General features: G+C 36.5%; 24 protein-coding genes and 1 pseudogene. 20 read left to right on the forward strand and 5 right to left on the reverse strand.

The window, feature by feature from the left end; all coding sequences use genetic code 11:
• On the forward strand, nt 1–245 hold a 245-nt coding region (locus E2K98_RS26630; RefSeq protein ID WP_133339520.1), incomplete at its 5' end, for an IS3 family transposase.
• A 58-nt stretch (nt 246–303) separates the two neighbouring features.
• On the opposite strand, the gene E2K98_RS26635 is transcribed toward E2K98_RS26630, so the two are convergent.
• Entirely contained in the window at nt 304–1,308 is a 1,005-nt protein-coding gene (locus tag E2K98_RS26635; RefSeq protein WP_133339522.1) for a DUF3231 family protein, read from the reverse strand.
• A gap of 320 nt (nt 1,309–1,628) precedes the next feature.
• On the opposite strand from E2K98_RS26635, the gene E2K98_RS26640 reads away from it, so the two are divergent.
• Both E2K98_RS26640 and E2K98_RS26645 read left to right on the forward strand, forming a co-directional pair.
• The gene (locus tag E2K98_RS26640) at nt 1,629–2,126 is read left to right on the forward strand and encodes a DinB family protein (protein ID WP_133339524.1); all 498 of its coding nucleotides are present in this window, start codon (nt 1,629–1,631) and stop codon (nt 2,124–2,126) included.
• Between the two features lie 71 nt (nt 2,127–2,197).
• Entirely contained in the window at nt 2,198–2,614 is a 417-nt protein-coding gene (locus E2K98_RS26645; protein WP_133339526.1) for a VOC family protein, read from the forward strand.
• Between the two features lie 176 nt (nt 2,615–2,790).
• Here E2K98_RS26645 and E2K98_RS26650 read toward each other — a convergent pair whose 3' ends face one another.
• Together E2K98_RS26650 and E2K98_RS26655 are read right to left on the reverse strand one after the other, a co-directional pair.
• Nucleotides 2,791–3,423, reverse strand: coding sequence for an MOSC domain-containing protein (locus tag E2K98_RS26650; RefSeq protein ID WP_133339528.1), 633 nt, complete (start codon nt 3,421–3,423; stop codon nt 2,791–2,793).
• 320 nt (nt 3,424–3,743) lie between these two features.
• Nucleotides 3,744–4,526, reverse strand: a complete 783-nt coding sequence (locus E2K98_RS26655) for an APC family permease (protein WP_133339530.1) — start codon at nt 4,524–4,526, stop codon at nt 3,744–3,746.
• A 227-nt stretch (nt 4,527–4,753) separates the two neighbouring features.
• On the opposite strand from E2K98_RS26655, the gene E2K98_RS26660 reads away from it, so the two are divergent.
• From E2K98_RS26660 to E2K98_RS31260, 3 genes are all read left to right on the forward strand, one after another.
• Nucleotides 4,754–5,572, forward strand: a complete 819-nt coding sequence (locus E2K98_RS26660; RefSeq protein WP_133339532.1) for a DUF5995 family protein — start codon at nt 4,754–4,756, stop codon at nt 5,570–5,572.
• A 489-nt stretch (nt 5,573–6,061) separates the two neighbouring features.
• Nucleotides 6,062–6,256 carry a Spo0E family sporulation regulatory protein-aspartic acid phosphatase gene (locus tag E2K98_RS26665; protein ID WP_165976392.1) on the forward strand — a complete coding sequence of 65 codons (195 nt, stop codon included), beginning with the start codon at nt 6,062–6,064 and terminating at the stop codon, nt 6,254–6,256.
• Nucleotides 6,257–6,290: 34 nt separating this feature from the next.
• Nucleotides 6,291–6,458, forward strand: coding sequence for a hypothetical protein (locus tag E2K98_RS31260; protein WP_165976393.1), 168 nt, complete (start codon nt 6,291–6,293; stop codon nt 6,456–6,458).
• Here the strand turns inward: E2K98_RS31260 and E2K98_RS26670 are convergent.
• Nucleotides 6,455–7,882 carry an alanine/glycine:cation symporter family protein gene (locus E2K98_RS26670; protein ID WP_133339536.1) on the reverse strand — a complete coding sequence of 476 codons (1,428 nt, stop codon included), beginning with the start codon at nt 7,880–7,882 and terminating at the stop codon, nt 6,455–6,457. The genes E2K98_RS31260 and E2K98_RS26670 overlap by 4 nt on opposite strands.
• Nucleotides 7,883–8,456: 574 nt before the next feature.
• On the opposite strand from E2K98_RS26670, the gene E2K98_RS26675 reads away from it, so the two are divergent.
• The 5 genes from E2K98_RS26675 (at nt 8,457) to E2K98_RS32155 (ending at nt 13,937) form a co-directional block, all read left to right on the forward strand.
• Complete coding sequence (locus E2K98_RS26675; RefSeq protein WP_133339538.1) at nt 8,457–10,535, forward strand: carbon starvation CstA family protein; 2,079 nt, start codon at nt 8,457–8,459, stop codon at nt 10,533–10,535.
• A complete protein-coding gene (locus E2K98_RS26680; RefSeq protein WP_133339540.1) occupies nt 10,528–10,731 on the forward strand; it encodes a YbdD/YjiX family protein in 204 nt (67 codons plus the stop codon). Before E2K98_RS26675 ends, E2K98_RS26680 begins: the two co-directional genes overlap by 8 nt.
• Nucleotides 10,732–12,386: 1,655 nt before the next feature.
• Nucleotides 12,387–12,524 (forward strand): hypothetical protein, encoded by a 138-nt coding sequence (locus E2K98_RS31265; RefSeq protein ID WP_165976394.1) that lies wholly within the window; start codon nt 12,387–12,389, stop codon nt 12,522–12,524.
• 175 nt (nt 12,525–12,699) lie between these two features.
• A complete protein-coding gene (locus E2K98_RS26685; RefSeq protein ID WP_165976395.1) occupies nt 12,700–13,686 on the forward strand; it encodes an alpha/beta fold hydrolase in 987 nt (328 codons plus the stop codon).
• Nucleotides 13,687–13,808: 122 nt separating this feature from the next.
• Entirely contained in the window at nt 13,809–13,937 is a 129-nt protein-coding gene (locus tag E2K98_RS32155; RefSeq protein ID WP_268884143.1) for a hypothetical protein, read from the forward strand.
• Between the two features lie 140 nt (nt 13,938–14,077).
• Here the strand turns inward: E2K98_RS32155 and E2K98_RS26690 are convergent, their stop codons facing one another.
• Nucleotides 14,078–14,917 carry a hypothetical protein gene (locus tag E2K98_RS26690; protein WP_133339544.1) on the reverse strand — a complete coding sequence of 280 codons (840 nt, stop codon included), beginning with the start codon at nt 14,915–14,917 and terminating at the stop codon, nt 14,078–14,080.
• A 111-nt stretch (nt 14,918–15,028) separates the two neighbouring features.
• On the opposite strand from E2K98_RS26690, the gene E2K98_RS26695 reads away from it, so the two are divergent.
• The 9 genes and pseudogenes from E2K98_RS26695 (at nt 15,029) to helD (ending at nt 23,119) form a co-directional block, all read left to right on the forward strand.
• Nucleotides 15,029–15,415, forward strand: a complete 387-nt coding sequence (locus E2K98_RS26695) for a hypothetical protein (RefSeq protein WP_208025426.1) — start codon at nt 15,029–15,031, stop codon at nt 15,413–15,415.
• An 847-nt stretch (nt 15,416–16,262) separates the two neighbouring features.
• Nucleotides 16,263–16,406: a hypothetical protein gene (locus E2K98_RS26700; protein ID WP_328591994.1), complete on the forward strand. Its 144-nt coding sequence runs from the start codon at nt 16,263–16,265 to the stop codon at nt 16,404–16,406.
• 162 nt (nt 16,407–16,568) lie between these two features.
• Nucleotides 16,569–17,012 (forward strand): NUDIX domain-containing protein, encoded by a 444-nt coding sequence (locus E2K98_RS26705; protein WP_133339546.1) that lies wholly within the window; start codon nt 16,569–16,571, stop codon nt 17,010–17,012.
• Between the two features lie 185 nt (nt 17,013–17,197).
• A complete protein-coding gene (locus tag E2K98_RS26710) occupies nt 17,198–17,395 on the forward strand; it encodes a hypothetical protein (protein ID WP_026575535.1) in 198 nt (65 codons plus the stop codon).
• 407 nt (nt 17,396–17,802) lie between these two features.
• On the forward strand, nt 17,803–18,345 hold the full coding sequence (locus E2K98_RS26715; protein ID WP_133339548.1) for a dihydrofolate reductase family protein: 543 nt from the start codon (nt 17,803–17,805) through the stop codon (nt 18,343–18,345).
• Nucleotides 18,346–18,411: 66 nt separating this feature from the next.
• Complete coding sequence (locus E2K98_RS26720) at nt 18,412–18,867, forward strand: GNAT family N-acetyltransferase (RefSeq protein ID WP_133339550.1); 456 nt, start codon at nt 18,412–18,414, stop codon at nt 18,865–18,867.
• A gap of 540 nt (nt 18,868–19,407) precedes the next feature.
• Nucleotides 19,408–19,692 (forward strand): annotated as a pseudogene (locus E2K98_RS31840) (exosporium protein C); the annotation flags it as partial.
• Nucleotides 19,693–19,929: 237 nt separating this feature from the next.
• Complete coding sequence (locus E2K98_RS26725; protein WP_133339552.1) at nt 19,930–20,448, forward strand: YfiT family bacillithiol transferase; 519 nt, start codon at nt 19,930–19,932, stop codon at nt 20,446–20,448.
• A 364-nt stretch (nt 20,449–20,812) separates the two neighbouring features.
• The gene (helD, locus tag E2K98_RS26730) at nt 20,813–23,119 is read left to right on the forward strand and encodes an RNA polymerase recycling motor HelD (protein WP_133339554.1); all 2,307 of its coding nucleotides are present in this window, start codon (nt 20,813–20,815) and stop codon (nt 23,117–23,119) included.
• The last annotated feature ends 147 nt before the right edge of the window (nt 23,120–23,266 follow it).

Raw genomic sequence — 23,266 nt, forward strand, 5'->3', positions numbered from 1 at the left:
TTGTTCGAAACCTAGGATTACGCCAATCCATGTCTAGAAGAGGGAACTGTTGGGATAACGCTCCTATCGAATCATTTTTTGGTCATCTTAAAGATGAAGTTGATATAAATACATGTAAAACAATTGAGGAGCTTCAACGGGAAATTGACCAATATATCCGTTATTATAACCAAACTAGATATCAATGGAACCTAAAAAAGATGACTCCTGTACAATACAGAAATCATCTTCTTCAAGTTGCCTAAGCCTTTTTTTAAATGTCCTTTACAAAGGGTACATTTTAAAATTGGAGGGCATTTTTTGTTATTTTTGTTTTGCAATTTCTGCTCTATTAGGTGCAAGTGGAGGTTGTTCTAACCATTTATTTTTCACCATAACATTAAACCAGTTTTTTGTAACCATAAGATTTTGTAAAATAGTTGCTTCATAAGTGGCCACGAGGTCAGTTCGCATGGCTGCTGCTAGACCTGTCCCATGATAGGTTTGTGCAGTTTGAAACAAAAATCCCATGTGATACATTAACAACTTATCAGAAAATGGAGAATCAGTTGAAATTGTCACCTCAGTTTCCAATGATTTTGGAACTGGTAAGTTATCAGCTTGGAGTATTTTTGCTAATGCTTTTATTTGTCCATCCGAAGTTTTCTCAGATTCAGTTAAAAATTTTCTTACTTCTTTAGACTCCGCCACCTGGCTGAATGCAATAGAAAGGGTTTTAGCAATAATACTTTTTTTTAAGTTAAAAGAAATAGTAATGATTTCGGTAGCAGCAAGAGTTCTACCCTTCCCAAAAAGACCGTCTTTGAAATCATTGCTTGAAATATATTGAGGGTGTTCATATGCATAAAATAATGGGTCTCGCTGAAAAAGTCCTTTATCAAGCAATAACTCAATCGTTTGGTGGTACATCTTTTTCGCATCGTTATCACATGAGTCGTAAAAATCCCTTAGGTCTTTTCTAACAGAAATGCCTAATGCTGTGATATGTCCTAGTAATCCATGTAAAGTCATTACATGTAAATATTGAAGGCAGAATGCATCTGTAAACAATCTCTGTTTGCCTAAATACAAGTCCGATTCGTTAAATCCAATTGGTACAGGAAACCCCTCATTCTCAAAAAAAGTGATAATTTGCCTCTTTTGTTTTTCGAATGTCTTGAGAGCATCATTAAAAATGGCTTTTATTGCTTCATCTTCAATAATTGAGTACATATATTTATTTACTACATCTACCGCTGTTCCGTTTACATACTCGCCCCATAAAGAACCAATTTCAGAAGATGTCAATTTTAATTTTTCCGTATCCATAATTTCACCTCCTAAGTATTATTTCCCGTTTTAAGAAGTGGTATAAATTTTTTTGGTTTTAATGTGAGCTGAGAGTTTTCTGTATTGCTTTTATAGGCCTATGGAGAAATTAGATTGTGAAGAATTGTACTTAAAGTAACAGTTGCTTTTGTTCCATAGGCTTTGCAATAATCTTGAACAATCGGGCCAGATTGTTGAAGAAAGGTTTATTCTTAGAATAATTAGCCTTTGAGAGAGGTGATGGTTAGCTGAGCATGATACAATGAATTTGAAAGTCTCGCCAAAAAATTGGTGAATTGCTAATTTAAGGAGGAAATGGAATGTTTACATCAGTAAATGATTTCTTAAACGAATGGAAGCAAGAAGCAGCTGTTACCCAAAAAGTGCTGGATGTGCTTACGGATGAATCTTTGCATCAGGAGGTTTCTCCAGGGTTATACAGCATTGGAAGCTTGGCTTGGCACATTAGTGGAGCAGCTTACTACTTTCCTTCACAGGTTGGAATAAAATTTGAGATTCCTGATCTTCAAAAAGAGGCACCGACATCAGCTGCTGAAATCAGCGAGACCTACAAGATAGTAAGTCAGAGGTTAACACAAGCATTTTCTGAACAGGTTTCAGATGAAAAAATGAACAAAATGGTGAATTTATTTGGAATGGACATGCCAGTACAAGCTGTTTTCCGTCTGCTAATTCAACATCAGGCTCATCATCGTGGACAATTGACTGTCCTTATGAGACAAGCCAACTTAAAAGTTCCTGGCATATATGGTCCTAGCAAAGAAGAATGGGAAGCAATGAATGCTCAAAAGAGCTGATATTGTTGATTTAAAAAAGGCCGGCGCCTGCCGGTTTATTGTACAAAAATTTCTCCAGGAGGTAATAAAAAATGGCATTCACATCCAAAAATATCTTTATCAATTTATCAGTAAAAGACGTGAATAAGTCCACCAATTTTTTCAAGGAGCTTGGTTTTGAGTTCAACCCACAATTCTCCGATGAGACCACATCTTGTATGATCATCAGTGACAACATCTTTGCAATGATTATGATTGAAGAACGTTTCAAGGGATTTAGTAAGAAGGAAATTGTGAACACTACCACTTCTGCCGAAGCAATTCTCAGCTTTTCAGCTGAAAGTCGGGATCAAGTGGATGAGATCGTAAATAAGGCATTGTCATCTGGTGGTAAATCTTTTAGTGAGCCTCAAGATCATGGATTTATGTATATATGGGGGTTTCAGGATTTAGACGGTCATTTATGGGAAGTTGCTTATATGGATGAAAGTGCAATGAATCAAGAATAAACTTTAAGGTTTAAAGTCGAAGCAAGCTTAATATATAAAGGAAAGGGATGATGCCTTAAATGGTATCATCTTTTTATATCTAAGGTAGCAGTTTAGTACAATAAGATATACATAAAAAACCTAGCTTTTTAGGCTAGGTTTTATCGCTATGCACAGTCTTCGACACAACACAAGAATCATAACAATTTTAAAAATCTATTCCTCCAGTCCTCTGCAAGGGCATCAACTGTCAATATTTTTTCAATGGATGCTTTATCTTGTTTTTGGTGAAATAGAATTTGTGTAGCAAAAGATACGGATATTTCTTTTGAGTGTTTTTCCAAAAGAGTTATTTCCGAATCGAACATAATCGTTCCTTCTTCCAATACCCGAAAAAAATAACCAGTTAGAGTTGTCTCAATCACTTTCTTTAAAAATTGTTTTTCCTCGTTATAATTGGAAATCGTTACACAAGGTACCCTCCCTTGTGTTATTTGAAGAATAGCATCCCCTATTTTATATATGTCACCAATACAAACCTGTTCTTCTGTCATCCCTGCTGCAGTAATATTTTCCCCAAAAGCAGGAAGCATAAGCTTTTTTTGAAATACCTCTTCCCAATAAGAGTAATGCTCGAATGGATACAAACATACTACACGGTCTGGTCCCCCGTGAAATTGGTGATTTGCAACATCATCACCAACAATGCCGGGTTTCCCCACCTTAAAGGCTTGTACAGCTGATTTTCCAATTCCAGAAAATTCTTTTTTATTATTCCAATTATATTCCTTCGGCTTTCCAACAGCTAAATTAATAATTTTTCGATTCAATTTGAATTTACCTCACTTCTACAGAACCCCAAAATCAAAATGCTAATATAAATTGTATTATACTAGTGTCACTTGAAAAAGGCACAGTTTTAAAAAAACAATAGGGGCAGAAGGGGTGGGATACAAAGAAGGTGGAAATCGCAAGCCTGCCACTATCAACAGACAACCTAGGGCGACGGTCAGGGAGTCGACCAATTCGAACTTGGAAAAGGTTAACATACTTTTAGAATATGTGAAGGGATGTTCTTAAACTTCTTAAAAAAACTTTAAATTTTGTAATATTAAAAACCAGCCTAATTATCAGACTGGTTTCGCTAAATTTAAGCTGTTTGCTTTTTATTTTTTCTATCTTGCTCGTTCTTCCTTTTTCTATCTTTTGACTTATTTGCTTTAGACTTTCTAAACATTAGAATTAATCCTGCATTGAACATGAGGGTCCAAACAAGTGCGAATTGATTGCCACTAAAATAGATTCCTACTATCGGAATCAATAGAAATACGATGCCTCTCGGAAAAGAGTATGTTCTAGGATTTAGCGCCATCAAAACGGAAACAGCAACAATCAACGAAGTAATCTTGTTATTCCCCAAAAAGGAATTTTGAGTATAATTTACATAGCCGTAATACGCGAATGATCCTATAACGGCTATTAAGGATAGATAAAATCTTATAAAGGCACGTTTATAAAAAAGAATCCAAATAGCAGCAAAATTAACGACTGCACATATTCCAATCACCATTAAAGTTGCGGTAAAAGGGCTGGCAGGACCTTTCATGTAGTTTAGTAGGAAATGGAAGTTATACCAAACAGCTGCTACTACAAAAATCTTAAAGACTAGCTTTACCCAGGACATCTCCAATTTCGTTTTCGATTTCGTTTTCTTTATCTTTTTTGACGATCTGGAATTAGAGGGGGTGGCACCTTCCGTCTTTTCCTCTACATCTTCTTGGTTCTTTTTCCTGTCCTTAAACGATTGTCTTGATTCTCTAGTAGGTTCCCTTCTCGCTTCCTGTCTAGTAGGGTACTCACTAACTCTATATTCTTCGTCATTCATTTTTTCTTCATCTTCATGTTGTTCTTCTGAATCTGAATGATATTCCAATGGATCTTCACCTCAAGGATTTTTTAATCATTATAGCTATTTCTATATTAGTAGGGTAACTAGGTCTTGTCCAATTTTTTTACCTATTCCATAAAAAATAGCTTCATTTTAACCATCGATGTGACATAATATTGAACAAATAAGGGGCGGAAGGATCCGTCCCTTTGATTATGTAATTTAATTTGGACTATCACCAAAGAGATTTTATGAGGTTAGGAGAATGAGAAATGAATCGACCATCCATTACGTTGGGAAATGCCAGGTCAATTGATGAAGTCATTTGGCAATTGGACCAAATTATTGCAATGAGTATCGAAAATAAAAACAAAATCGGCTATTTTGCTTCTTTGTACCGAATGGTAACTGTTCGAGTGAAAACAGGTATTCTGAATAACGAATTTGAAGACGGAGTCAGAATGGAGCGTTTGGATGTATGTTTTGCCAATTACTATCTGAATGCGCTGAATGACTATTTAAACGGAAAACCGACCAACCTCAGCTGGCAAGTCGCCTTTCGTTGCACACGAAAACGAAGACCGATTGTTCTTCAGCATTTACTGCTCGGCATGAATGCCCATATCAATCTCGATTTAGGGGTAGCTGCTGCCATGACCGGTAAAAATGCTGATATTTCATCGCTAAAAGATGATTTCATGAAAATAAACAGTATATTGGCTTCGCTCGTCGATGAGGTTAGAAGTGACCTGGATCAGATTTCGCCATGGATTGGATTTTTGGACCGGATTGATCCGAATGCTTCGAAAGCCATCATCAATTTCAGTATGGAGAAAGCACGTAATTATGCTTGGGACTTTGCACAGAAACTGGCTGCTGCAAAAGAATCGGATTGGGAGCAGCTCATAATCAATCGGAATCATGAGATTGAAGCAATTGGTAAAAAGGTTGCATATCCTGAGATTTGGATGTTAAAAGCCGGGCTGTGGCTGATTCGCCTTCGAGAATCCAATAATATTGGGCGAAACCTGGATCTCTTGAACCATCATAAATTTGAATCAAAAGCAGAGGGCGGTATTCAATTGTTATAAAAAAAGGGGGACATTTTTACGTTTTGGAGAATTCTTAATGCCTCTTTTTCATTAACATAAAAATTTCAAAAAGATATTTTGTGTTTTTTTGTCTAATTATGTAGGTCACATTATAGATTATAGGTACGTTCTTATTAGAATAAATGTGAAAGCGCTTAAGGGCAATTTATAAATAAGAGGTGTAAACATAAAAACGGTAGTGACGGTTTACAGTAATCAAGTGTACTTTGCGGATCACAAGGACGTGAAACACCCAAATTCATAATTTATAGGTCAGTTTGCTAATATGAAGGACTCTGTCCTAAGGAGTTTTTTGGTAAAAGTGGAATAGTTATAGTTTATCGGAGATGTTTTTTATATTATCACATTCTATTCGAATGAAAACACTCCAATGTTTTAGGGTTTATATTTTAATGACCTTGCTACGCTTCAGCAACTGCTTAGAGTCCTTAAATAATAATGAAGATTTATAGAAAGGAAAGAGGGATAATGCTTCTTAAGAATGCACTGGAATTAAGCAAGGGTATAAATGAAGACCGGCGGATTATGTATGATGCAGTACAGAATAAGGGGATCTATGATCCGGAAGTAAGAAAAATCAGCCAACAATTGAATAAGAAAATTATTGCGCTGCAAAAGATGATGAATGAAATGGATCCCTTACCAGGAGAATCATCCCATTAACAAGTTGCAAAACGTGTTTAGGTTGGGGGAGTCTATGTTAAACGGAATAGCTGATCCTCTTGTCGGGATCAGCTATTCGCCATTTGGAAGAGTGCAAACGCAAGTAAGAGGGTGGCAAACTCAGATGGCGAACAGTTCATATTCTATTTTTCTAAAAAAAGATGCTCAGACCAGGTCTGAACATCTTTTTTTATACATCTAATTTGCTATTTTTGAAGTTGAATCCTCTTCGGAATACTCCCAGCATTCAACGTTTTCAATACCTTCAATGCTATCTTTATAAAAAACAGGATCTTTGCCGGCTTTTTTCTGTTTCACGTAATCTTGTAAGGCAGCAAATGCCACTTTTGATAATAAAAGAATGGCGATTAAGTTCACAATAACCATGAAGCCCATAAATAAATCCGCCATATCCCATACAACCTGGATCTTTGCCACCGAACCGAATATTATCATGGCTAACACGCTTGCTCTGTATATTATCAGCCATACTTTGTTTGTGTTTAAGAATCGAATATTTGTTTCCCCGTAATAGTAGTTACCAATTAATGCACCGAATCCAAATAAGAAAATAAAGATTGCAAGACAGCCGGATGCCCAAGAACCGACATGTTCACTTAATGCCGCTTGTGTAAGGGCAATTCCCTCTAACCCTGGTTTTTTCCAAGCATCAGAAAGTAAAATAATAAAGGCAGTGCTTGTACAAACGATCAGTGTATCCGTTAATACGCCAAATGCTTGGATCAGTCCTTGTTTCACCGGGTGACTGGTTGTGGCTGTTGCGGCAACGTTTGGTGCACTCCCCATACCAGCTTCATTCGAGAATAAACCGCGTTTAACTCCATTCATCAGCGCAGCACCGATGGAACCGCCTGCGATTTGTTGAAGGCCAAACGCATTTTTTACAATAAGAGAAAGAACTTCTGGCATTTTTGTGATGTTGGTAATAACCACAAATAAGGCGCAACCAATGTATAATACGGCTAGAACCATAACTTTGTATTCAGCCATTTTTGCAATCCGCTTCACACCGCCAAAGATGATCGCAGCGAAAGCGATGGCCATGATAATCCCTAAAGTTAAACGATTTGCGCCAAAGGAGTTCTCAAAAGCAATGGAAACCGTATTGGATTGTACAGAATTGAAAACGAGACCGAAAGAAAGAGTAATTAAAATGGAGAAAAATACGCCCATCCAACGTTTGTTTAATCCTTTTTCCATATAGTAGGAAGGACCGCCGCGGAAACCATTTTTATCTTTTACTTTATATACTTGCGCTAACGTACTTTCAATAAAGCTGGATGCTGAGCTAATAATCGAAATAATCCACATCCAGAATACCGCTCCAGGACCGCCTAAAGCAATTGCAATCGCAATTCCGGTGATATTGCCTGTCCCGACGCGGGCGGCCATGCCTATACAGAAGGCTTGGAATGGAGAAACGTGATCTTTAGAACTCGTTCTTCCTTCCATTAAAACGCGAACCATTTCCTTTAACATTCGAAACTGTACAAATTTCGATTTGAATGTAAAATAAAGACCGGAGAAAACAAGCATAATAATGAGTAATTTTGACCAAAGGAAATCGTTTGTTACACCAACCAGATTTTGCAGTAATTCTTGCATTCCATCACCTCATATTAAAATTTTAGTAGCTTTATATAAACTCTTTTAGATAAAAGAGTTTCCCCTATTTTGAAAAAAGCGCTTTCATTCCATCTGGATGAGAATTTTGTCTTTACTATAAATTCTGTTTTTAATATAAATTGCGGACTACAAAAATAAACAAAAATCTACAAAAAGACTAAAAAAAAAAATTCAGGTTTTTGAATTTTTTTAAAATACACTATTCTAGTGCAATATGATCTCTATCTCAATAACACGGGAAACCTGGCGTCTTATCCCGTTGAATTGCAATATACTAGCATCTTCTAATTTAAAAGGTTTTTATTTAGATCAAGAATTAGATTATATTCTTATGATTATAGGTTCTCGTAATAATATTATGTCAACCATAAATTAAACTCAATTCGACTAGTTGTTAAAGTAAATTGGTAAAAAGAGTAGAAGTGGATATGGCTGTTTCTGGATTTATATTCGAAAAACCGATAGAAACAACAGAATAGGACAAAGGAGTTATTTTAATCTTCTGAATAATAAATTACAATATTGGTATATTTTAGAAAAGGTGGCGATGTGAATGAAAGCGCTTAGATCGATGTTATTATGGGGGCTAATAGCAGCTCTCGGTGCGGCAGGTTTTGCTGTGATGGCCTTAAACAGCGGCGAAAGCATTAATGCCGTGTGGCTTTTAACAGCTGCAGTATGTGTCTATGCCATTTCTTATCGATTCTATAGCAGGTTTATTGCTCATAAGGTGTTCCAGCTTGATGACAGACGCAAAACACCTTCAGAAATCCATAACGACGGAAAAGATTATGTACCAACAAACAAATGGGTACTCTTCGGCCACCACTTTGCAGCCATTGCCGGTGCAGGACCATTAGTCGGGCCCATTCTTGCAGCCCAAATGGGATATTTGCCGGGAACCATCTGGATTGTCGTTGGGGTGGTGCTGGCTGGTGCGGTTCAAGACTTTATCATTCTATTTGGCTCAATGCGGCGAAATGGAAAGTCACTCGGTGAAATGATTAAAGATGAAATGGGCCGCGTCACTGGTTTGATCTCGATGATTGGTATTTTAGGAATTATGATTATTCTATTAGCCGTATTGGCCCTGGTGGTCGTGAAAGCATTGACTGGCAGTCCATGGGGGATGTTTACCATTGCAGCCACGATACCAATTGCAATTTTTATGGGAATTTACATGCGTTATATTCGTCCAGGCCGGGTTGGTGAAGCATCCATAATCGGAATTGTATTATTACTTTTCTCCCTCTATTACGGTCAAACAGTAGCTGAAACTCCTGAATTAGCTAAGCTGTTCACCTTTAAAGGGGAAACCATCGCCATCATGATGATCATCTATGGATTTATTGCTTCAGTTTTACCTGTATGGCTTCTATTAGCACCTCGTGATTATTTAAGTACGTTTTTAAAAGTGGGAACGATTCTTGCATTAGCCCTAGGAATCATTATTGTTGCACCGAATCTGGAAATGCCTGGCCTGACGAAATTTATTGATGGGACGGGTCCGGTATTTGCCGGGAATCTCTTTCCATTCTTATTTATTACCATTGCCTGTGGGTCCGTTTCTGGGTTCCATGCCCTGGTCTCCTCGGGTACAACCCCTAAAATGATTGAGCGTGAATCACATGCACGACCAATTGGATATGGGGCGATGCTGACAGAATCATTTGTGGCCATTATGGCAATGATCGCGGCATGCGTATTGACTCCAGGGGTTTATTTTGCGATTAACAGTCCACCTGCCCTGATCGGAACGGATGTTGTCCAAGCAGCAAATACTGTTTCTAGTTGGGGATTTACCATCACTCCAGATATTCTGCAAACACTTGCCAAGGATGTGGGGGAGCAAACGATTCTTTCTAGAACCGGTGGTGCACCAACCCTTGCGATTGGGATGGCGGTGATTTTTTCAAAAATTATTGGCGGTAAGGCGTTAATGGCTTTTTGGTACCATTTTGCCATCCTGTTCGAAGCCTTGTTCATTTTAACGACCGTTGATGCTGGGACCCGAGTAGGGCGTTTTATGATTCAAGACTTACTTGGAACGGTTAATAAGCCTTTTGCAAAAACGGAATCTTTCTTTCCCAATATTATTGCAACAGCCTTGTGCGTTGCTTGCTGGGGGTATTTCTTATATCAAGGCGTAATTGATCCGTTAGGCGGTATCAATACGTTATGGCCGCTTTTTGGAATCGCCAACCAAATGTTGGCCGGAATTGCCTTGCTGCTCGGTACAACGATTCTTTACAAAATGGGCAAAAAAGCATATGTATGGGTCACACTGTTGCCAACAACGTGGCTGCTAATTGTCACATTAACGGCAGGCTGGCAAAAATTATTTCATGAAAATCCGAAAATCGGCTTCCTCGCTCATGCGGATATTTTTAGTGAAGCAAATGCTACGGGAAAAATCCTTGCTCCTGCAACGACGGCAGCACAAATGAAGCAAGTGATTATCAACGATTATGTGGATGCAACGCTTACAGCCATTTTCATGATTGTAGTCATTGTCGTGTTAATTTCTGCACTCCAAATTTGGTTTAAAGTCCTAACCAATCAAAAGTTACCGTTGAACGAATCACCCTATGTTGGACGGGATACAGGAGGCGATTTTCAACATTATGCTTAACAAAATAAGAGAATTCAACGCCTACAGGAAGCAATTCATCAGTTTGCTGGTCGGAGTTCCAAGCTATGAAACCTATGTCGAACATATGGAATTGCACCATCCGGACATGCCGGTTAAATCGCGAAAAGAGTTCTTCTGTGAAGCACAGGAGGCACGGTATAACGCGAAGGGCGGGAAGGTTTCAAGGTGCTGTTAAGCTTTTGTCTAACATGAGCACTGTTCGCCATTGATCGGTTGGCTTATGAAGACCATTTTCCAAGGGATCTCCCAGAGTTTTGTGCTTCTTGGAAGTTATGAAGACCATTTTTTAAGGGAATCCCAGAGATTTGTCCTTCATTGAGGTTATGAATACCATTTTCAAAGGGGTATCCTTGGGTTTCGTGCTTCATTGAGGTTATGAAGACCATTTTCCAAGGGGTATCCTTGGGTTTTGTGCTTCATTGAGGTTATGAAGACCATTTTTAAAGGGTGCTCCCAGAGTTTTGTGCTTCATTGAGGTTATGAAGACCATTTGCAAAGGGGGATCCCTTAAATTTGTCCTTCATCGAGGTTATGAAGACCATTTTCATAGGGGAATCCCCGAGATTTGTCCTTCATCGAGCTTATGAATACCATTTTCAAAGGGGTATCCCTTAGATTTGTCCTTCATCGAGGTTATGAAGACCATTTTCTAGAGGAATCCCAGAGATTTGTCCTTCATCGAAGTTATGAAGACCATTTTCAAAGGAGAATCCTTAAAACTTGTCCTTCATTGAGCTGATGAAGACCATTTTCAAAGGAGTATCCCTTAAATTTGTCCTTCATTGAGCTGATGAATACAATTTTCAAAGGGGAATCCTTAAAATTTGTCCTTCATTGAGCTGATGAAGACCATTTTCAAAGGAGTATCCCTTAAATTTCTCCTTCATTGAGCTGATGAATACAATTTTCAAAGGGGTATCCCTAAAATTTGTCCTTCATTGGGTATGAAGACTATTTTCCAAGGGGAATCCTTGATTTTTGTCCTTCATTGAGGTTATGAATACCATTTTTTAGGGGCATCCCAGAGAGTTGTCCTTCATCGAAGTTATGAAGACCATTTTCAAAGGGGTATCCCTAAAATTTGTCCTTCATTGGGGTATGAAGACTATTTTCCAAGGGGAATCCTTGATTTTTGTCCTTCATTGAGGTTATGAAGACTATTTTCAAAGGGGAATCCTTGATTTTTGTCCTTCATCGAGGTTGTGAAGACCATTTTCTAGGGGAATCCCAGAGATTTGTCCTTCATCGAAGTTATGAAGACCATTTTCAAAGGGGTATCCTAAAAATTTGTGCTTCATTGAGCTGATGAAGACCATTTTCAAAGGGGTATCCCTAAAATTTGTCCTTAATTGAGGTAATGAAGACCATTTTCAAAGGGGTATCCTAAAAATTTGTGCTTCATTGAGCTGATGAAGACCATTTTCAAAGGGGTGTCCCTTAAATTTGTCCTTCATCGAAGTTATGAAGACTATTTTCAAAGGGGAATCCTTGATCTTTGTCCTTCATCGACGTTATGAAGACCATTTGCAAAGGGGAATCCTTAAAATTTGTCCTTCATTGAGGTTATGAAGACCATTTTCAAAGGGGTATCCCTAAAATTTGTCCTTCATTGAGCTGCCGAAGAACATTTTTAAAAGGATATCCCTTAGTTTTGTGCTTCATCGAGCCGGTGAAGACCATCTTCAAAGGGGAATCCCTACCTTTTGTCCTTGATCGGAACGGTTGGATTATAAGAGGGTATATTGAATTTCCAAAAACACATGCACATATTCTAACAACCGCCCATATAGTAACTTCTGTGGGTAAAATGTTAGGAAGGAAGAGTGAACAATGAATAAAACTCAATTAATAATACCAGCGAAAAACATGTGTAAAGATGGGAAAAATGGTTATAAGGTAATAGAATTCAATGTATCGGATCCAAGCGAAAATTTATTTGCAGTAGTTACTCCAGTAAAAAAGCAATAAAAATAATCCCAAACTTGTAAAACTATCTTTTTAGTATTGAAACATAGAAAGATGGTTTTCTTTATTTTTGAAACATTCTATATGGTCCCTAAGTTACATACCTATGTACTATTCTTCATTATTCAATCAATGTCTCAGTAATGTTGTTAAATTAAATGAAGGGGGAAGTGGGATCATGTTTTATAGAAAAACAAAGGAGATTGATAGTCAATTCGAAGCGATTACAACTTTAGATGAAGTCCAGATTGGCGGACTTAAACAGACTATCCTCATTAGAGGAGAAAACACAAATAACCCGTTAATGCTGTTTTTACATGGCGGACCTGGAACCGCCCAAATCGGCTTGGCTCCTAAATTTCAAAGGGATTTAGAAAAACACTTTACAGTAGTGAATTGGGACCAACGGGGCGCAGGGTTATCCTACTCCAAGGAGTTAAAAAAAGAAGACCTGACGATTGAAAATATGGTAAATGATTCAGTTGAATTAATTCAATACCTGTTAAAACGCTTTAACCAGCCAAAGCTGTTTTTAATAGGACATTCATGGGGATCGGTGCTAGGGGTTTTAGTGTCCCAAAAAGCACCAGAATTCATCTATGGATACATAGGGATCGGTCAGGTAGTGAATATGAAGGAAGGCGAAAAAATTTCCTATGAATATACACTCAATAAAGCGAAAGAATCCAATCATAAGAAGGCACTAAAAAAATTAGCGGAGATCGAATATAATCCATTAGATATGAAATACCTAGGAGTTCAAAGAAAGTGGCTGGCCAAACTTGGAGGATCCTTCATCGGCGTAACCATGTATAATCTTGTCTATTCAAATATTCTATTTGCACCAGAATATACCATGAAAGATTGGTTCGTTTTTATCAAAGGGGGCAAGTTTTCTTTGGATTCTTTATGGGAACAGTTAATGGATATTAATTTCATCGAGACGGCTCCAAAGCTTGAGGTTCCCGTTTATCTTTTCGCAGGCAGACATGATTACCAAGTCCCATCTATCGTAGCAGAACAATATTTCCACACATTGGAATGTCCACATAAAGAATGGATCTGGTTTGAAAATTCAGGGCATCTTTTAAACTACGAAGAAGTGGAAAAATTCAATGCGGAATGCCTAAAGATTAAAGAGACAACGTTAACACCAGTCCGTTAAATCAAAGCAGGAAGCATAGCACACAAAAAAGAAAGCAAACTAAAAGGGTGGATGCTCGAATGAGGAAATAGGTGTAGGCATCCTTGATAAGATAACAAACTCAATTGGAGGATGGTGTAAAAATGTCTACAAAAAAGAACAAGGAATTTAGAAATAATCATGCTATGCCTAAGACAGATGTAGAATTTGCAAACAATGGACTGGAAAAAGTAGCCTTAAAATCCCAAGAAAGACAAGGAAAAAATAAGTGAACCGAGGGGACAGTATACCTGTCCCTCAAATAAACAGGCTAAAGGAGATCGTCAACAGGCGGTCTTTTTTGTGTGATAAGAAGGCCAAACATTGTTGATGAGATGATTTTCAGATGTGCAACCATTCAAGAAAATGGTTACTAGGTTTTTTTGTGAATGGTTTTATAAAAGAATCTTGAAATAAATGTCATTAGGAAGTATCGAGAACAAGTGACGAAAAATTGTTTGATATTCACTTTCAAGATATCCATTTTTACCAAAATGAGATCCAAAATAATATGGATAAGAGGTAATAGGATCCTATAAAACAACCCTGCCTTTGAAGAAGTAATGGTAGCGATTAGAGAGAGTATCAAACTGTATAACGGGATTATTTTAAAATGTTCAGTCCACGTATGAAAATATCCACGCCCAAATCGAATAAGACGTTTCATTGCAGAAATGTACATTAGAGTAATCCAAACTACTTCAATAGCCAAGTAATGAGCAATGTTCATTGCCCATCTTTTTTTTGTTGATAGTGCCTTATAAAACCCATCACTAATATAAAAATAAACATTTAATAAAACAAGAGTGTAGATAGGCTTCCACCAATTTACTTTATATATATTTAATCGGATAAATAATTTCTCAATACTATAATAAAAAATGCTGAAATTGATTTTCCATTTCCAGTTTTTGTTGAGTAGAGTTAGAAAAGTAGCTGTAATGGGTACATAAAACGCTTGTGAGAAGATCCCTCCTAAGATTGTATCAAAAACACGCTTTTTCATAATTGACGGTTTGTATCTATAACCATGAAATAAGTTGAGGGTCGGATACTCAAATAAATAAGCAAAACCAATATTGGATAATAGTAAAATCCACACATCCTTATGGTTTTTACGCTTTAGCAATATCAAAAACATAACTACGTGAATAATTGCTAAAATCAAAAATGGAGTTGAGTTCTTATTGAAAAGTTTTTTCTTTTTTCTCATTCTTCACACCGTTTTGGTTTTTGACATATAGATTTATTATTGTTCATTTGAAGGGAAATATTTATTGGGAGCATCTACCGTTAGCAAATTATTAAAAGGAGTGTTGGAATAGTGAAGCAAAGCAAAAAATTTATCTTAGGCTTTTTGTTAGCTGTTTCATTTGTTGGAATTTCAGCATGCAGTATTTCATCTGGTGGCGATAACTCAAATAACTATAATACACAGTCATCCACTACAGATGATCCAACAGAGAATAAAGAAGGAACATCAAACAAAGGCACAAGTTCAAGTACCAATAAGTCCGATAAGGCTGTAAACCGTCCAACAGGTGCTTGGGTGGATTCTTTTGAGAAAGAATTATATGATGGTTATCACGTTACGCCAAGTCGCTACAAGAATATTGGCAACGGCTATTGGGAAGTTTGGGTTAAAGAAGTTGATACTGGAGATAATCCATATGTAACGGTCAATCAAAATACAGGTGATTTTCATGGATAATAAACTTAAAAATGAGCTTGAAGATATCCAAGCTCATTTTTTGAGTATTCAATTTTGAATTTGTATGTACCAGTTCCTAATGTCATAGATTGTATAAACAAAAAAAGAGAGCGATTTAGATCCTGCTCCGTGGTATCAGCCCCATCCTTCGCTAACACCGGCGATAACCCCACTTGTTATCCAACCATCTTTATTATAATTGTAAACGCTTACAAATGACAAGGATTTTGCTCTTGTTAGATAAAGATTTACAGCATTGAAGAAAAAGACCGAGCGATCCTAAGCTTTTTCTTTAAAACTAACATATTTATACAGACTTATTAAGCTGTGCTTATTGAATTAACTGGCAGGTTAATAAGAGGTTAAAGGAAAACTAATACATTTTGGAGAATTACCTACATAGATAAATGACTAGAGGTGCGAAATAGTGAGAAAAAATGTATTTTTATTTGGGTCAATTTTCCTTATAGCATTTTTTGTTTTTAATATTTATCAATTGAATCGCCCAAAGATTGGTCCAATTGGAAATGGTGAAATATCTACAATATCTTGGAGTTTAACCTTTTTCCCACTAATATTGGCATTTATATTTTTATTGTTGTTTATCGCTTTGAGCGTCCGTAATAGAAAAAAATAAAGAGGCTAATTTTGTAGAAGAAAATTCAACATCACCAACTTACCAAATAAATCTAATACATTTACTATTAGCTTTGTAAAATATTACACTTAAACTAACGGAGTGAAGAGTTTAAGAGTAGGTTGCTGTGGCATTCCTTTTCTTGTTCTGCTAACGGGGAGATAGTTGAAGAAAAAATGGTATTATGGAGATATAGGGAGGTTATATTTTATGGTAATTCAATCAAATATGACTTCAAAAGCTATAACAGATGTGTGGGAAGAAACAGTTGAGGTTTTTCAAAAATACAATGTTCCAATTACAGAAAGGTATTACAGATATTGGTCAAAGAAAACACTCTCCAGGTTTTATTAACAGAATTAAACTATGTTGTAGGTAGTTCCACTGCAACTTGCATAGAAGGTGGCTGACAAATGCCATCTTAAGAGGAGTAGGTCACTCCTTTGTATACATATGTTTAAAATCAAGGAAAAGGTTCGTTTACTTTCATAAAGAATTTTATCATTGGAGGTATGTATGGGTTATTGTGAAGACATGAGAGAAATGATTGGGGATTCTCCACTAATCATTGTGCGGCCTAGTGTAGCTATCATTAATGACAAAGGAGAAATTTTACTGAGTCGAAACGTAGGTGGAATGTGGACTATTCCAGGTGGAACTTTACAGTTAAATGAGTCCGTGGAAGAGTGTATTACACGAATGGTCTTTGAAAATATAGGTTTAAAAATAAAGGCGTTAAAATTGTTTGGTGTCTATTCAGGCAAGGAATTAATAAATCGAGTCGATGAAAGGTATCATACTGTTGCAATTGGTTATTTATGTACCGAGTACGAAGGAGAAATAACTCTTGAGAGTGTTCAAGGAATAGAATCCAGATTTTTTAGATTAAATCAATTACCCGATGAAATCGAACCTTATATTAAGAATAAATTATTTGAATTAAAAGGTCACTTAAAATAAAAACATTAGTAGATTAAAAGTTTGCTGAGGCTGCCTTCTTTTTTTGAATTAAAGTGCAGGAGCTTCCAATAAAGTTTTTCACATTTTCTAATCTCCCTGTATTTAGGTACCTTATTTTTTACAATTTCATTTATTAAAAAGTAGCACAAACAAAAATCATTTTAATTTATCATAAGAGGTTATCAATGAAGTTATATACACTTAAACGGCAATTTAATGGATATAAAAAAGGAACACAATTTTACCTGATTACTGAATCAGAATTTATAGGGGTTAAAGAGTTTGTATTGAGAACGAAAGATTTAACGAATAGTATATCGATCAATGAAAGTGAACTTCTTAAGAATTTTATTTTCATAAAGGAAATCTTTTTTATCAAATGAAAGGCACCGAATAAGGAAGTAAATAGGAAGATATCAAAGGGGTAAAAATTGTTATAGACGAGGACTAACACTCATTGTACGAACATTTTTTGAAATAAGGAACTGGATTTTTTCTTATTTCACAAGGCGGATTGTAAAATATTGTTTTTAAACTATTGAGTTCCTTTCATTAAAAAACTGGCTGCAAAAAATGCAGTCTTTTTCTTATTCGATTAACGTGGCTGTATATTCGGAGAAGAGTAAAAGCTCCTTTATGTCGCTTATGTGCCAAACTGTGAAAAAAGAGTCAGGTTTCCCCACTAATTATTTAGCTCATCTAATTTTTTAATCTCGGGAATTTATAGGAATTTATAAAAGTTTTAGAGATATATTTAGAAAGTCAGTTTTTAAAGGGGAGGGATTTCTAAATGGCAAAATTGATTTATCATATTGCAATTACACTTGACAATTTTATTGCAGATTTGAATGGAGTAGCTGACGATTCTATATTTTTAAATCAGGGTGATCATTTCACAGATTTCATTTCCGATATTCAACAATATGATGCGGTATTAATGGGGGGAAAAACATATGAATACGGCTTTCAATTCGGTCTAAAGCCGGGTGAGCCTAGCCCATATAAGTTGAAGCATTATATTTTCTCAAACACAATGCAGTTTGAATCAAACGATGAAGTGAAATTAATTAAAAATAACGCGGTAAGCTTTATTCAAGATCTCAAAATGAAGGAAGATGGAAAGTTGTGGCTCTGCGGGGGAGGTAAATTGGCGGGTTCATTAATTCAACATAAACTTATTGACCAATTAGTCTTAAAAGTTAACCCTGTAATGATTGGCACGGGGATACCTCTATTTGGCAGTGTTAAACCTCGTTTAAATATGGAATTAGTTGACATGCAACAGTATTCGAACGGAGTCCTTAAATCAACGTATAATATCATTTATTCATAGCAATAAAGGGGAAAATCGAGTGTTAATTAATCCCTTAGTTATTATAATATAGAGAGGAGTAAGAATATGGAATTACAAACGGAAAGACTTAAAATCGTTCCGTGTACAGATGAATTATTATCAACGATTTCAACAGAAGAATACAAAATAGGCCCTCATATAAAGATGTTTTTGGAGAAACTTAGAGAGGATTCTACTCATTTAGGTTGGGGTGTATGGCTAGTTATCAATAGAGAAAACAATACGATTATAGGTGATATTGGATTTAAAGGTAAACCTAATTCAGAAAATACGGTTGAAGTAGGATATGGAATTATACCTTCGGCACAAAACAAAGGCTATGCAACTGAAGCCGTAAATGAAATTATTAATTGGGCGTTTACAAATGTTGATGTAGATAAAGTAGTTGCTGAGTGCCTACACGATAATATTCCATCCATTAAAGTGTTAGAAAAGCTGAATATGAATAAAATTGGAAAAGTGAATGAGATGTTAAAATGGGAATTAAAAAAAGGGAGATGAGCTTAATTTAATCATTTTAATAATTAGAGCTATTTTTATGGAAGTCAATGAGAAGTGTTTGAAGCCCTACATTGCTTAATAGAAACTCAAGACAGTAATTAATATTTCATTTTTAATCGCAATAGAAAATTAAATTTCAAATAAAACTTATTTAAGAAAAGGGCGCAATTCTGCAGTAAGAATTGTGCTCTTTCTTTATGTTAAGGGCTAGGTAGAAGAGGAAGGTAATATAAATAATTTGCAAAAATAAAAAACCAGGATTTCTCCTAGCAATCGCACATAAGATGTAGTTACGAAGAACAATGGTTGAAGGTTATTGTGAATATATTTTATTACATTCAAATTATTTTGCTTGTGTATTCGTCTATATAAATATTGAAAGAGCAAGGCATTTTGTGGAGGGTGTAATCTAAGGTGAATTTTCCCTTGCTCTGATATTAGTTTTCACTATTTGTATTTCGTTTTATACAAAAAATGGAAATTAATCTTTTCTTCTTCAATTTCGATTGCGATACGTGTTCTTCTATCTATCTCGATTTCACCGTAGATGTAGAAGATATCACAGAAACATCGCAAGTTTAATTTCGTATTTTCCACGATGGTTCTCAAATTTTTGAAGCGCAGGCGGGAGCTGAATCAGATCCTTCATCAGAATTATTTTATATAGAAACATTCCAAGCAATTGATACAAATGTAAGATCTGGGGCTCATACGTACATGCTTACAGTTGAAAATGCGACACCATGTGCGGAAGCAGCTGTAGTTGGTCCTATCTCGTTTAGTGCGTTAGCAATTGAAAGGAAATCTGATAAATCCGACCATTAAAAGTCGATATCGAAAAAACAAGTAATATAAAAAGTAGAGTCAATTAACTAATGGGTCCATTCTTGAAGACTGGCTGCAACAAAAGGCAGCCTTTTGTTATTGGATTAACGAATAGTGTAGGTGAAAACCTATATAGGTGTAAAGGATTTAAAGGAAATGATGTAGAATTACATATTTTTAGACATATCATTTAGTTAGCCAAAAAAATTACTAGTGACTTTATAGGAGGAAGAGTAGATGGAAATGAAATATCCAATTGGAACATTTCAATTTAATGGTGAGATTACTAACAACATTACAAAGGATTGGATAAGTGAGATTGAAAGTTTACCAAGATTATTACGAGATGCTGTAAAAGACTTAGATAATGAACAGCTTAATACACCTTATCGGTCAGGGGGGTGGACTGTTCGACAAGTAATACATCACCTTGCGGATAGTCATATGAATGCCTACGTTCGTTTTAAATTGGCTCTTACAGAAGAAAAGCCTGTAATTAAGCCCTATGACGAAACTAAATGGGCGGAACTTGCTGATTATACATTACCAATTGATATTTCACTATCATTGCTCGAAGCATTGCACCAACGCTGGACAAACCTTTTACGAAGTCTAAGTCCAGCTGATATGGAAAAGACATTTATCCACCCAGATTCGGGTGAAGTTTCAGTTGGTAGAAATATAGGAATCTACGCTTGGCACGGGCGACATCATCTGACACATATTACTTCTTTGTGTAATCGTAAGGGCTGGTAATGGACTTTGTGAACGATTACACTTAGAGTAACGGGGGCAAGAGTTGAAGGTTAACATTTACAGGAACACCAAGCGTATACGCTGTAACTAGTTTGAACTGTTGCCTGTACGGATCTATACGCCAGTTATAATAAGGTGAATAGTTCATCACATAAACTCCTTTAATGAAAAAAAACAGTACTGTGTATGTAATGTGTTTAAGTAATGCTCCACAAAACAAAATCCTTTATGTTTTTTTTGATTTCTTTTAATATAAACTTCACCTTTGACCCTGAGAAATAAAAACTTGACGGTGATAAATGTTTTCGTTAATCTTAATATCCCATGTTTCCATTAATGAGTAGAGAGGTGACGAAATTACAGGATGAGTGCAAAAGATCAGGTGTCTGTCCGGGACCATAAAGATTACCAGGAAGAAGTGGAGCGTTTAGAGTTTACCAAGGAATACATAAGAACTGTTTTAGAGATCTCAAAAGGAAATAAAGAATTCTTTGTTGAAAACATGAAACAAGCTCTTGCTGAACTAGATGACAAAGAGAGCAGTGCAAGTTACACAGACCTGCTTGCCAATGCACGGTTCCTTGAGCTAGCTCAAAGTGAACTGAAAAGATTAGAAAGTGTGGTAGGCAAGCCTTATTTTTCAAGAATCGATTTTACAAGCAATAGCACAAAAAAGGAAGAAAACTTGTACATTGGTAAAGTGTCCTTGTTTGACCGTGTGACACAACAGCCAATCATCGTGGATTGGCGGTCACCGATTGCCAATGTGTACTATGACGGCCGGCTCGGGGATGTTTCGTATGAAGCATATGGGGAGACCCAAACGGGTTACTTATCCTTAAAACGGCAGTATGAAATTGTCGAGGGGTATTTAAAAGAAATCCGCGACATTGATTTGACGACACATGACGAACTGCTGCAAAAATCCTTGTCAGGGAAAGCAGACAATCGCTTAACTGAAATTGTTGCGACCATTCAAAATGAGCAAAACGAAGTAATCCGAGCATCGCTGAAACACCCTATCATTGTTCAAGGGGCTGCGGGAAGCGGGAAGACAACCATCGCACTCCATAGAATATCCTACTTTCTTTATTCCTTTGGTTATCAATTTCCTCCAGAAAAACTCATGATTCTCGCACCAAACCGATTATTTATCGATTATATATCTGCCGTTTTACCAGAACTCGGCGTCAATAAAATCAACCAAACCACCTTTATTGATTTCATGAAAGCTTCATTAGGGCAGAAAATAAAACTGATGTCTCCTACTACAAAGTTGATGAAACTTCTTGAAGGAAAAGGAGCATCCAAATCCATCCAATGGATGTCCAGTTATAAGGGGTCCCTTGCATTTAAAGAAGCAATCGATGGGTATCTATATGAATTGGAAGTAAGTCTGGCTCCTGCAGAAGATTTTATCGTGGAAAAATCAATTCTTCTGAAGGGACAAAATCTCAAACGACTTTTTTTAAAAGAATATACGTACTTACCAATCTATAAAAGGATAGCGAAAATAAAATCACTGCTAGAGAGTGACTTAAAAACGAAAAAAGCCATCATCAAAACCAAAATCAACACGAAATATGATGAGGCGTTAGATCGGGCTCTTTATAGCAGAAGGATCGATACTGAAAAAAGAAAGCAAAAAGTAGTCGACCTCATGGATATGAAAAAACAAAGAATCGCTCAGGTAGAGAAAGAAGCGAAGACTGCGGTAAAAAAGTATATGGAACAGTTTGTGATGAAAGATGTTTTCACTTTGTACAAGGAATTGATGTCCTCACCTGAAGTCCTAAAAAAGTATTCCAACAATCTGACCGATCAAGAATGTAAGGTTCTAAGTCAATTTTGTCAGCGGATTTTTGATCGCGGGGCTTACGAACTCGAGGACTTAGCTCCGTTATTTTATATGAAAGCAAAACTAGAAGGCATCGATGAAAAATACAAAATGCGCAGTATCTTCATTGATGAAGCGCAGGATTACAGCTATTTTCAATTTGCAGCCTTGAAAGAAGGCTTCGAAACTGATTTGTTTACCATTGTCGGAGATTTAGCACAAGGGATTCATTCCTACCGCGGTTTAAATAGCTGGGAGCCGGTATTAAAAGAGATCTTCCCAAATGGGAATTATCAAGCCCTGCAAAAAAGTTACCGAACCACTGTTGAAATTATGAATTTGGCCAATGATATCCTGAAGTTGATTGATCAGGACTTACCAAAGGTTGAACCCGTCATCCGGCACGGTCAAAAACCATGGTTTAAAACGATTGATCCTGCTAATTTGGATCAGGTAAGGCTGCAGCTGGAACATGATATTTCTTCACTTAAAGAGGAAGATCTGAACTCCATTGCGATCATTGGACGTACTGACAAAGAATGTCAAAGAATCCATGCGATCCTTGAAAAAAGTCAGCTTTCGATTCAATTGTTAGAGGGAAAAGAAGATATGAAGAAGGGGTATGTGGTGATTGTGCCTTCTTATTTATCGAAAGGGTTGGAGTTTGATGCAGTTATGGTAGTATGCTTGGAGGAGCCATTCTCCAAAGTAGACTTAGACATTAAATTACTGTACGTCGCGATGACAAGGCCAATGCATCGGTTGTATTTGTATGGGAAAGAGCGATCGGATTTTTTATTAGATTGTACATCCCAATTACATTTTGATTTGTAAAAAGTGTCAGTGACCATCCGGAAAAGGATGGTACTGGCACTTTCTTTTATTTAGAGGATACCCTTTTGGGTTAAACAATCTTTTAATTCTGAATTTGAATGAATATTTTTGTAACAGCTAAACAAGGGGCGAATTCAATTTATGGTA

The organism is Bacillus salipaludis (assembly GCF_004358205.1).